This window comes from Sphingomonas elodea ATCC 31461, assembly GCF_000226955.1.
Classification (GTDB): Bacteria; Pseudomonadota; Alphaproteobacteria; order Sphingomonadales; family Sphingomonadaceae; genus Sphingomonas; species Sphingomonas elodea.
In genome coordinates, this window is record NZ_AGFU01000066.1 from 1 (window position 1) to 11,207 (window position 11,207).

General features: G+C 67.8%; 11 protein-coding genes and 1 pseudogene. 8 read left to right on the forward strand and 4 right to left on the reverse strand.

All coding sequences use genetic code 11. The annotated features are described in order from the left end of the window. The 8 genes and pseudogenes from KK7_RS21000 to KK7_RS0116070 all read left to right on the forward strand — a co-directional run. Window positions 1-254, forward strand: a pseudogene (locus KK7_RS21000) (methyl-accepting chemotaxis protein); the annotation flags it as partial. After that, window positions 251-730: a chemotaxis protein CheW gene (locus KK7_RS0116040; protein WP_010545663.1), complete on the forward strand. Its 480-nt coding sequence runs from the start codon at window positions 251-253 to the stop codon at window positions 728-730. The pseudogene KK7_RS21000 and the gene KK7_RS0116040, both read left to right, overlap by 4 nt. 71 nt (window positions 731-801) lie before the next feature. Next, window positions 802-1,617: a CheR family methyltransferase gene (locus KK7_RS0116045; RefSeq protein WP_040598918.1), complete on the forward strand. Its 816-nt coding sequence runs from the start codon at window positions 802-804 to the stop codon at window positions 1,615-1,617. Then, window positions 1,617-2,696 (forward strand): protein-glutamate methylesterase/protein-glutamine glutaminase, encoded by a 1,080-nt coding sequence (locus tag KK7_RS0116050; RefSeq protein WP_010545665.1) that lies wholly within the window; start codon window positions 1,617-1,619, stop codon window positions 2,694-2,696. The genes KK7_RS0116045 and KK7_RS0116050 overlap by 1 nt, the downstream gene beginning before the upstream one ends. A gap of 21 nt (window positions 2,697-2,717) precedes the next feature. Next, window positions 2,718-4,430, forward strand: coding sequence for a hypothetical protein (locus KK7_RS0116055; RefSeq protein ID WP_010545666.1), 1,713 nt, complete (start codon window positions 2,718-2,720; stop codon window positions 4,428-4,430). Window positions 4,431-4,508: 78 nt separating this feature from the next. Further along, entirely contained in the window at window positions 4,509-7,505 is a 2,997-nt protein-coding gene (ileS, locus tag KK7_RS0116060) for an isoleucine--tRNA ligase (protein ID WP_010545667.1), read from the forward strand. Further along, window positions 7,502-8,023 carry a signal peptidase II gene (gene lspA, locus KK7_RS0116065; protein WP_010545668.1) on the forward strand — a complete coding sequence of 174 codons (522 nt, stop codon included), beginning with the start codon at window positions 7,502-7,504 and terminating at the stop codon, window positions 8,021-8,023. Before ileS ends, lspA begins: the two co-directional genes overlap by 4 nt. After that, a complete protein-coding gene (locus tag KK7_RS0116070) occupies window positions 8,016-8,429 on the forward strand; it encodes a DUF3035 domain-containing protein (protein ID WP_010545669.1) in 414 nt (137 codons plus the stop codon). Before lspA ends, KK7_RS0116070 begins: the two co-directional genes overlap by 8 nt. 111 nt (window positions 8,430-8,540) lie before the next feature. Here the strand turns inward: KK7_RS0116070 and KK7_RS0116075 are convergent, their stop codons facing one another. The 4 genes from KK7_RS0116075 to KK7_RS0116090 all read right to left on the reverse strand — a co-directional run bounded on the left by KK7_RS0116075 (window position 8,541) and on the right by KK7_RS0116090 (window position 10,932). Further along, window positions 8,541-9,326, reverse strand: a complete 786-nt coding sequence (locus tag KK7_RS0116075; RefSeq protein WP_010545670.1) for a TorF family putative porin — start codon at window positions 9,324-9,326, stop codon at window positions 8,541-8,543. A 221-nt stretch (window positions 9,327-9,547) separates the two neighbouring features. Further along, entirely contained in the window at window positions 9,548-10,012 is a 465-nt protein-coding gene (locus KK7_RS0116080; RefSeq protein ID WP_010545671.1) for a RidA family protein, read from the reverse strand. A 45-nt stretch (window positions 10,013-10,057) separates the two neighbouring features. Continuing rightward, window positions 10,058-10,669 (reverse strand): hypothetical protein, encoded by a 612-nt coding sequence (locus KK7_RS0116085; RefSeq protein WP_010545672.1) that lies wholly within the window; start codon window positions 10,667-10,669, stop codon window positions 10,058-10,060. Then, window positions 10,666-10,932 (reverse strand): DUF3572 domain-containing protein, encoded by a 267-nt coding sequence (locus tag KK7_RS0116090; protein ID WP_029623358.1) that lies wholly within the window; start codon window positions 10,930-10,932, stop codon window positions 10,666-10,668. The genes KK7_RS0116085 and KK7_RS0116090 overlap by 4 nt, the downstream gene beginning before the upstream one ends. Window positions 10,933-11,207 lie beyond the last annotated feature (275 nt).

Below are 11,207 nucleotides of genomic sequence, written 5' to 3' on the forward strand. Positions count from 1 at the left end.
TCGCGGCGCAGGCCGAGGAGCTCCAGGCCAGCATCGCCTATTTCCGGGTCGACCAGCATGCCCGCGGGCATGTCCCCGCCCCGGCCCGTCGCCCGGCCGCGAAGCCGGCAGCCAAGCCGGCAGCCAAGCCGGCACCCCGCCACAAGCCCGGCAGCGTCGCCGATCAGAAGGCACGGGTGAACGGCTTCGCGCTCGACCTCACCAGTGGCGGACCCGATGCCGAGGACGCAGAGTTCGGCGTGCAGGCGGCATGAGCCCGGGCAAGGAGCTTCAGCTCGTCACCTTCGGCCTGGGCGCGGAGATCTTCGCCGTGCCGGTGACGCTGGTGCGCGAGATCCTCGACTATCGCGAGACCTTCCGGATCCCCAACGGGCCTGCCTATCTGCTCGGCCTGACCGACATGCGTGGCCAGGGCGTGCCCACGATCGACTTTCGCCAGCGGCTCGGCCTGGAGGCCTTCGTACCGACCACCGCCACGCGGATCCTGGTGCTGGACGTGCCGGTCGCCGATCGCGTGCTGGTGCTGGGCCTGGTGGTAGACCGGGTATTGGAAGTGTGTAGCGTGACCCCCGATCAGGTCGAGGCGGCGCCCGACATCGGCGTGCGCTGGGCCTCCGAATATATCGGCGGCGTCATTAAGCGGGCCGAAGGATTCGTCGTGCTAGTCGACATGGCGAAGATCTTCTCGTCCGAGGAGGCTCGCGTGCTCGCCGCACGCGCCGCCGCCTGAGCGTTACGGAGCAGTCCTTGTCTGCAGCACTCGCACTGGATCCGTCCGCCTCCGCCGCACCGCTCGACACGATGAGCAAGCGCAACTTCGCGCGGCTGGCCGCCCATATCTATGACGTCTCGGGCATCAAGATGCCGGAGACGAAGAAGACGATGCTCGAAGGCCGGCTCCGCCGCCGCCTGCGGGCCGTGGGCGTCGATACGCTGGATCGCTACTGCGACTTCCTGTTCACCGACAACAATCTGGCCGCCGAGGGGGTGCACCTGCTCAACGCGGTCACCACCAACAAGACCGACTTCTTCCGCGAGCCCGCGCATTTCGATTATCTGGTCGCGCACGCCCTGCCCGCGCTGGAAGCGCAGGGGGTGCGCCGGGTCCGCGCCTGGAGTGCGGCCTGCTCGACCGGTCCCGAACCCTACACGCTGGCGATGGTGCTGGACGACCATGCCGCACGTACCGGCGGGCCGGAATATGGCATCCTCGCCACCGATCTCGATACCGAGGTACTGGCGACCGCCCGAGCCGGCATCTATCCGGCGGATCTGGTCGATCCGGTGCCCCCGGCGCTGCGCCGGACCTATGTGATGGCGTCCAAGGACCCGGAGCGACGCGACGTGCGGATCGTGCCGCGGCTGCGCAGCGCCGTCGGCTTCGCCCGGCTCAACCTGATGGACGATCGCTATCCGGTGGGCGATCCGATGCACCTGATCTTCTGCCGCAACGTGCTCATCTATTTCGACAAGCCCACGCAGAAGAAGGTCGTGTCCCAGCTGCACGACTGCCTGGCGCCGGGCGGCTTCCTGTTCCTCGGCCATTCGGAATCGATCACCGGCCTGGGCCTGCCGCTGCGGCAGGTCGCCAACACCGTCTTCCGGCGGGCCGACTGATGCCGGGCAAGATCCGCGTCCTGATCGTCGACGATTCGGCCAGCGTGCGCCAGACCATGGCGGCGATCCTGGAAGAGGATCCCGCCATCGAGGTGATGGGCACCGCCGCCGATCCGTTCAGCGCCGCCCGCCGCATCCAGGAACAGGTGCCCGACGTCATCACGCTGGACGTGGAGATGCCGCGCATGGACGGCATCACCTTCCTGCGCAAGCTGATGGCGCAGTGCCCGATTCCGGTGGTGATGTGCTCATCGCTGACCGAGGAGGGATCCGATACCCTGCTCCAGGCGATGGAGGCGGGCGCCGTCGACGTGATCCTCAAGCCGCGGGTGGGCGTTGCCGACCACCTTGCCGAGCACCATCTCCAGATCCGCGACGTGGTGAAGGCCGCCGCACGCGCCCGGGTGCGGGGCCGCGCGCCGCGGGTGCTGCGGGCCGATCCCCCGGCCAAGAAGCTCACCGCCGACGTGATGCTGCCCCCGCCCAGCGGCAAGGCGATGAGCCGCACGACCGAGATGGTGGTGTGCATGGGCGCCTCCACCGGCGGCACCGAGGCGCTGCGCGAAGTGCTGGAGGCCTTGCCCGCCAATTCGCCGGGCATCGTGATCGTCCAGCATATGCCGGAGCATTTTACCCGCGCCTTCGCCCAGCGCCTCAACGGACTGTGCGAGGTGGACGTGAAGGAAGCTGCCGATGGCGACCCCGTGCTGCGCGGCCAGGTGCTGATCGCACCGGGTGGCCGGCACACCCTGCTCGAGCGGCAGGGGGCCCGCTATTACGTGTCGGTGCGCGACGGGCCGCTGGTCTCGCGCCACCGCCCCTCGGTCGACGTGCTGTTCCGCTCCGCCGCCCGCGCGGCCGGGTCCAATGCGGTCGGCATCCTGATGACCGGCATGGGCGACGACGGGGCCCGCGGCCTGCTCGAGATGCGCCAGGCCGGCGCCCGCACCTTCGCGCAGGATGAGGCGACCTCGGTCGTGTTCGGCATGCCCAAGGAAGCGATCGCGCGCGACGCTGCCGAAAAGGTGATCCCTCTCGGGCACATCGCCCATGAACTGCTCTCGGCTACGGCACGATGACCGCTTGCAAAGGAGACGGCCATGTACGCCGCACCCGTTCCTGATCCCACCCCCGAATCCGAGATGTCGCTGCCCGCGATCCGGGCGACGATCAGCCAGGTCGCGGCCGGGCTCGACGCCCGCTTCGTCACGGCGGGCGAGGCGCTGGCCCAGGCCTATGCGATCGTCGAGCGGCTGGTGACCGCGCTGGAAGGCGTGACCAACGCGCTCGGCCGCGATGCCGCGGAAGCGGCGGTGGAGAACATGCGCGCGACGGCCGACCGGCTGGAGCGGCTGCCCGCGGTGCAGGCGGCGCGGCAGGCGGGCCTGGAGCGCATCGCCGCCGGCGCACGCCCCCTCGCCCATCATATCTCGCAGGTGAAGCGGACGCTCGACTTCCTGCGGATCTGCGGCCTCAACATCAAGGTTGCCGCCGCCGGCCGCAACGGTTTCGCCGACTTCGCCGACACGATGAACGTGCGGCTCGACGTGGGCGAGACCGAGATCGGCGGCATCGGCATCGAGATCGAGCGGCTCACCGCGAGCATCCCGGCACTGATCGAGGTCGATCGCCAGCTGGCCCAGGAATGCGCCAAGGTGATCCCGCAAGTGCCCCGCAAGCTTGCCGCCGATGCCGAGGCGCTGCAGCGCCACCAGGCCGCCGACGCTGCCCGCGCCGGCCGCATCGCCGCGGTGGCACGCGAGATTCGCGGCCAGGTCGCCAATGCGATCGGCGCGATGCAGATCGGCGACATTACCCGTCAGCGGCTGGAGCATGTCGCCAGCGGCCTGCAGGCGCTGATCCAGTATCGCGACCAGGCCGATGCCGCGACGGCGGTGCAGGTGAGCGGCCACATGATCGCGCTGTTCGCCGCCCAGACCGCCGACACGATCCACGGCTTCCACGCCGAGTCGCGGCGACTGGCGGAAAGCCTGCGCGGCATCGCGCCGAGCGCCGCGCAGCTGCTCGAGATCCGCGCCGAGGGCGAACGCCAGGACGGCGGCGACAACCGCGCCTTTCTCGCCGCGCTGGAAAAGAGCGTCGCCGACGTCGCCGCGGTCACCGCACGGCTGCGCGAGGCCGATTCCCGCGCCCAGGCGCTGGGCGGATCGACCTCGGACAGCGCCGAGCGACTGGCGAAGCGGCTGCGCGTCGTCCACCGGGTGAACCACGACGTTCATCTGATGGCGTGGAACACCGATCTGCGCTGCCACCGCCTCGGCGACGAGGGCAAGGCGCTGGCGATGGTCGCCTCCGAGATTCGCGGGTTCGCCACCACGCTGGCGACCATTTCCGCAGAGATCCGCCACTCGGTCGAGTCGCTGGTCGCGGCGGTGACCGCGCTGCGCGACCCGCAGGGCGAGCAAGGCGGCGACGCGGCCGAGGCGCTCACCGAGTCGCTCGCCTGCATCCATGACGGCGCCCAGCGGATGCGCGAGGGCATGGCCGGTCTCGGCGAAGACGCCGCCGCCGTCAGCCGCATCCTTGCGACGACCACCAGCAACGTCGATTGCGAGGCGGCGTTCGGCGAGACACTGCGCGACACGGTGGCGCAGCTGGAGATGCTGGCCGCCCCCTGCCACGCGCCCGATGCCGCGGCCGAGGCGGCGCTCGCGCCCCTGCTCGACGCCATGGCGCGCAGCTACACCATGGCCAGCGAACGCGAGATCCATCGCCGCTTCGCGCTCGCCGGCAGCACCGGGCCCAGCCAGGCCCCGGTGGAGGAAGACGACGACGACGACGGGCTGTTCTAGCCCGCGCACGGACAGCGCGGGCCGGCGCGCAAGGAAGGGATGACTTCCCCCGCCACACCGGCTAATCCCGCGCGACCCATGACTGACGCAACCGACACCCAGCGCGACTGGCGCGACACCGTCTTCCTGCCGAAGACCGATTTCCCGATGAAGGCCGGCCTTGCTGCCAAGGAGCCCGCCATCCTCGAGCGCTGGGCGCGCATCAACCTCTACCAGAAGCTGCGCGAGGCCCGCGCCGGCCGCGAGCGCTTCCTGCTGCACGACGGCCCGCCCTACGCCAATGGCGACATCCATATGGGCCATGCGCTCAACAAGATCCTGAAGGACATCGTCGTCCGCAGCCAGAGCCTGATGGGCAAGGACGCGCCCTATGTCCCCGGCTGGGACTGCCACGGCCTGCCGATCGAGTGGAAGGTCGAGGAAGCGTACCGCGCCAAGAAGCTCAACAAGGACGAAGTCGACCCCGTCGCCTTCCGCGCCGAATGCCGCGCCTATGCGGAAAAATGGGTGGCGGTGCAGCGCGGCCAGTTCGAGCGGCTCGGCATCCTGGGCGACTGGGACGATCCCTATCTCACCATGAAGTTCGACGCCGAGGCGCGGATCGCGGGGGAGCTGCTCAAGTTCGCCGAGAGCGGCCAGCTCTATCGCGGCGCCAAGCCGGTGATGTGGTCGCCGGTCGAAAAGACCGCGCTGGCCGAGGCCGAGGTCGAGTATGAGGACATCACGTCGACGCAGATCGACGTGGCGTTCGAGATTACCGAGGCACCGAACGCGCCCGAGCTGGTCGGCGCGCATGCGGTAATCTGGACGACCACGCCGTGGACGATCCCGGTGAACCAGGCTTTGGCATATGGGCCGGAGGTGGAGTACGAACTCGTTCGGCTCATGAGGAAGCCGGTTGCCGATTACGTTCTACCCGGGGGAGACAAAGGGCAGTCGGTCTATGATGAGGGCCGCCTTGCGCTGATCGCAGTTCCGCTTGTCGAGCAGTTTACGAGCCGCGCTTGGGACCGCGTTGAACCCACGGGACGCATCTTCAAGGGCTCCGACCTTGCCGGCGCCGTTGCGCGCCACCCGATGCACGCGCTCGGCGGGTTCTTCGCCAAGCCGCGGCCCTTTCTGCCCGGCGACTTCGTCACCACCGATGCGGGTACCGGCCTCGTCCACATGGCGCCGGATCATGGCGAGGACGACTTCCTGCTGTGCAAGGCGCACGGCATCGATCCGGTGTTCGCGGTCGACGGCGCGGGCATGTACCGCGCCGACTGGCTGTGGCTCGGCGGCCAGGGATCGGTGATCAACAAGAAGTTCACCAGCGCCGAAGGCCCGATCTGTTCGGACCTGCGTGCTGCCGGCGCGCTGCTCGCCGCCTCGGACGACTTCCAGCACAGCTATCCGCACAGCTGGCGGAGCAAGGCGAAGATCATCTTCCGCGCGACCCCGCAGTGGTTCATCCCGATGGACCGGGCGACGGCGCTAAGCCCCTCCCCTTCAGGGGAGGGGTTTGGGGTGGGGCAGAGTCTCACCGAGACCGACGATCGTTCTGGCATCCCCCACCCCAACCCCTCCCCTGAAGGGGAGGGGCTTAAGAGCGCTTCCAACGCCCCAACCCTCCGCGAAGTCGCACTCGATTCGATCGAACGCACCCGCTGGGTGCCCGAGCGCTCGATCAACCGCATCCGCGCGATGGTCGAGGGCCGCCCGGACTGGGTGATCAGCCGCCAGCGCGCCTGGGGCGTGCCGATCGCGCTCTATGTGAACCGCGCGACCGGCGACTATCTCCGCGATCCGGCGGTCAACGCCCGTATCCTCGATGCCTTCCGCGCCGGCGGCGCCGATGCCTGGTTCCAGGCCGACCACCAGGCGCTGCTCGGCCCCGACTACCGGGCCGAGGACTATGAGGTCGTCACCGACATTCTCGACGTATGGTTCGACAGCGGCTCGACCCACAGCTTCGTGATCGAGGCGCGTTACGGCGAAGGCGTGCGCGCCAACCTCTATCTCGAAGGCTCGGACCAGCATCGCGGCTGGTTCCAGTCGTCGCTGCTGGAGTCCGCCGGCACCCGCGGCCGGGCGCCCTATGACGCGGTGCTCACCCACGGCTTCGCGCTCGACGGCCAGGGCAAGAAGATGTCCAAGTCGCTCGGCAACGTCGTCGATCCCTTGAAGATCATCAGCGAGAGCGGCGCGGACATCCTGCGCCTCTGGGTCGCGCAGACCGATTATTTCGACGATGTCCGCATCGGCAAGGAAGTGCTGGCCGGCACCGGCGACGCCTATCGCAAGATCCGCAACACCTTCCGCTATCTGCTCGGCGCGCTCGACGGGTTCGGCGAGGCCGAGAAGGTGGCGGTCGCCGACATGCCCGAGCTGGAGCGCTATGTGCTCCACAAGCTGGCGGCGCTGGATGCGGAGCTGCGCTCGGCGGCGGAGGCGTTCGAGTTCAACCGCTATGCGCGCGCGCTCGGCGATTTCATGAACGAGGACCTCTCGGCCTTCTTCTTCGATATCCGCAAGGACTGCCTCTATTGCGACGCCGAGAGCGATCCCAAGCGCCGCGCCTATCGCACCGTGCTGGACGTGCTGTTCCACGCGCTGGTCCGCTACGCCGCGCCGATCCTCGCCTTCACCGCCGAGGAAGTGTGGCAGGCCCGCTTCCCGAGCGAGGACGGCTCGGTCCACGAGCTGGAATGGCCGCAAGTAAGCGGAGATTTCGTGAATGAAGCGCTGAACAGCAAGTGGTGCTCTCTTCGAGATCTGCGGAGCGTGGTAACCATGGCCATTGAGCCACTTCGCAGAGACAAGATCATCCGCTCAAGCCTCGAAGCTAGCGTAAAAGTGACTGCAAGCGACGAGAATCAGTTTGCTCCTCTCGCCGAAGTGGATGCGGCCGAAATTTTCATTGTGAGCGAAGCACAGATCGCTCTAGGGCCTATCGATACGGGCGATCCCTTGGAATTTGTCACGGTCACGCCCACCGATCGCCACAAATGCGGCCGGTGCTGGCGGCATCTTCCCGAAGTGACGCAGGACGGGGCGCTGTGCGACCGCTGCACGAAGGTGGTGTCGGAATGAAGTCGGTGCGGATTTTCGGTTTTGCGGCCGCGCTGGGCGTGTTCCTGCTCGACCAGCTGACCAAGTACATCGTCACCGGCCCGCTGGGGCTGGTGGTGCAGAATGATTCGCTGACGCTGGCGCCGATCTTCGACCTGCGCTTCGTCAAGAATATCGGCGTGTCGCTGGGCCTGCTCTCCGCCAACAGCCCGACGACACGCTGGCTGCTGGGGCTGATGACCGCCTGCATCGCCGTTGGCGTCCTCGTGTGGATGCTGCGCGAGAAGAAGGCGGGCGACGTTGCCGCGCTAGGCCTGGTGCTGGGCGGGGCCTGCGGCAACATCCTCGATCGCTCGCGCCTCGGCTATGTCGTCGATTTCGCCGATCTGCATTTCGGCGAGTGGCGCCCCTTTTTGGTCTTCAACGTCGCCGATGCGGCGATTACCATCGGTGTGGTGATCCTGCTGCTTCGTGCCCTGCTCGTTCGCGACAAGAACCCCAAGTCGCCTGCCCCTGTGGAGAAGAAATTCAATGCGTAAGTTGATCCTCGTCGCGACCGGCGTCGCCCTCGTGGCCTCGCTCTCGGCGTGCGGCAAGAAGGGGTATGATCGGGCGCGTCCGGACGAGTTCGCGGTGGCCCGCCAGGCACCGCTGGTGATCCCGCCCGACTTCTCGCTGCGCCCGCCCCAGCCGGGTGCGGCGCGCCCGCAGGATACCAACCCGTCCGACCAGGCGCTGGAGGCGCTGTTCGGCGGCACCGCGGCGCGCAGCCCGGCGGAGACTGCGACGCTCGACCAGGCCGGTGCGCCCAGCGCCGATGCCGGGGTGCGCAGCAACGCGGGCAGCCCGTCGACCACCGTGGTCGACAAGGGCAAGACCACCCAGGACATCCTGAAATCGCCCCAGGGCGACAACAAGGATGCGAGCGTCCGGACGCCGCAATAAGCGCACCCGTTCGCGCATGGAAAAAGCGCCGGTCCGCAGGTCGCGGGCCGGCGCTTTTCTATTGGAAGGGGCACGGGAACGGGCCCCCGCCGTTTCCGCGCCCCTAAGGGGTCAGAAGCTGACGCCGATCGAGCCGAGGATGCTGCCCTTGGCCGCGTCATGGCCGCTGGGCGTGATCAGCGTGGCGTCGGTATCGACATAGGAGACGCCCACGGTCAGCGCCTTGTAGGTATAGGCGACGCCCAGGCTCCAGTCGGTATATTCCTTGCCGATCGCCAGCCAGTCCGGCCCGAAGGTATGGCCGATATGCGCGGTGAGGCTGAGCGGCGTCTTCGGGATGGCGGTGGAGAAATCACCGGCGATGTAGAGATTGTCCTGCTTCGGCGTCTTCGGGTCGGCGCCCTGATCCAGCTCCAGCGCCTTCTGCTTCGGCGCATAGTTGACCGTGCCCTTCGCGAGCACCGGGCCCAGCGCGTAGGACAGCGACACATAGGGCTCGATGAAGTCCGACGAGCTATGGTCGCCGGACGGCCGCGTGCCGGGATAGACATAGTAGAGCGCGCCGACGTCGACCGTGACGCCGTTCTTGAAGCTGTGCTTGTAGCCGGCGATCAGGTCCAGTTCCTGGTGGGACGAGCCGTGCGCGGTCACGTAATTGTCGACCGACGAGCCCCAGAAGGTGGCGTAGAAGCCGGAGACGTGGCTGATCGTCGCCCCGCCCTGGACCGCGAAATTGCCATCGGTCTGCGACACGCCGCGGAACTTGTAGTCGCTGATCAGCGTGGCGTTGCCGTTGATCGTGATGCTCGGAGTCGAAGCCGGAGCTGCCTCTTGCGCCATCGCGGGAGCGGTCGTGGCGAGCAGCAGCGCGCCGAGGCTGATCGGGGAGAAGCGCATGGAATCCCTTTCAATTGAACTTCAAGGGTTCCCGCCTGCTGCCACCGGCATCGCATTTGTATGGGCTCTACGGCCCGGCGACTTCCGGTTTGCAACAAAACATTGCCGGAGGACGGCGGGCGCGCGCAACCTTCTTCGCACCCGCACACGGAGTTTGTAACGTACTGTTGCTGGATCGCCACAGGCCCCTCCGCACCACCAGCGCGGAGGGAGACGTGCGTTCAGGCGATTTCGAAGAGGGCGTCGACTTCCACGGCGGCGCCCAGCGGCAGGGCGGCGACGCCCACCGCGCTGCGGGCGTGGCGGCCGGCCTCGCCGAACAGCGCCTGCATCAATTCCGAGGCGCCGTTGGCGACCTTGGGCTGATCGGTGAAGTCGGCGGTCGAATTGACGAACACGCCCAGCTTCACGACGCGCTTCACGCGGCTCAGGTCGCCGTCCAGCGCCTTATTGATCTGTGCGACCAGCATCAGGCCGCAACGCTGCGCCGCCTCGGTGCCGAAGGCGATGTCGCGATCCTCGCCCAGACGGCCGGTCATCAGCGCGCCGTCCTTGAACGGCAGCTGGCCCGAAACGTGGAGCAGCCCGCCGGCCTCGACGACCGGGACATAGGCGGCGACAGGAGCGGCGGCCTCAGGGAGGGCGAGGCCGAGCTCGGCGAGCTTGCGATCGATGGCAGTGGTCATGCCTCGATCCCAACCACTGGCGCGCACCAGGGTCAAGGGGCGCGCTCAGGCGGTGGCGAAACGCTCCAGGATCCAGGCTTCGGCATCGCGCCAGTCATCGATCCGGGCATGGGCATGGGGCGCCGGCGGCACCTTGGGGGCGAGGCCGGGCTCGGCGACCATGTGCAGGCGGAAGACGTCCGGCGCGTGCTTGGCCACCGATTCGTGATGAACGGCAAGGTCGTCGACGAACACCGCGACCCGCGCGCCATGCTCCTCGACCAGCCTGGCTACGGGACCGCCCTTGCCGCCCTGATTGCATTCGACCCGGTGGACGATGCCGTGATTGGCCAGCTGGGTGATGCGGTGCTCGCGGCAATGGTCCTGGAGATTGGTGAGCACGACGATGTCGGCGACCTCGGCGAGACGGCCGAGCGCCTCGCGCGCATGGGGAACCAGCGTCTGCCGCTCCATCTCGGCCGGGAAGAAGCCGTCGAGCAGCGCCCACATTTCCTGCGGCTCCAGCGTGCTGCCGTCACCGCGGCGGCGCATCGAATCCGCGAAATCGCTGCCGTTCAGCGCGAAGTCGATGTCGTGGGTGTCACCGAGCCACTCGCCGAAATGGCGCACCATGTGGAGGAGCACTTCGTCGCAATCGGTGATCAGTAGGGGTCTCATGCCTGTTCCAGTTGGCGCCGCGCCTCGACCAGCGCGGACGGAGGAAATCCCAGCGCGTCGGCACAGGCGATCAGATCGGGTTCATGCGCCTCGAGAAAACCGAGCGTCGCGGCCAGCAGTGCAGGCTCGCCGGCGCGGGCGCGCAGGGTAGCGGGATCCAGTCCGGTCAGGTCCAGCAGCCGATTCGCCCGACCCGATTCGCCAAGGATCCACGCAAGCGCATGTAGCGCTATCATTTCCGGATTTGTCACTGCGTTCGCCATCGCCTAACACCGCCCCGCAGAGTAGAGGTAGCGCGTGCCAAAAAGAGTACTCGTTGTCGAGGACAACGAACTGAACCTGAAGCTGTTCTGTGACCTGTTGCGGGCGCATGGCTACGAGGCCGAGCCGGTTCGCGACGGGCGCGAAGCCGTGCCCACGGCGCTGCGGTTCAAGCCCGACCTCGTGATCATGGACGTACAGCTGCCGCACGTCACCGGGTTCGAGCTGATTCGCCAGATGAGATCGGAAGAGCGTCGTGTAGGGAAAGAGTGTAGAT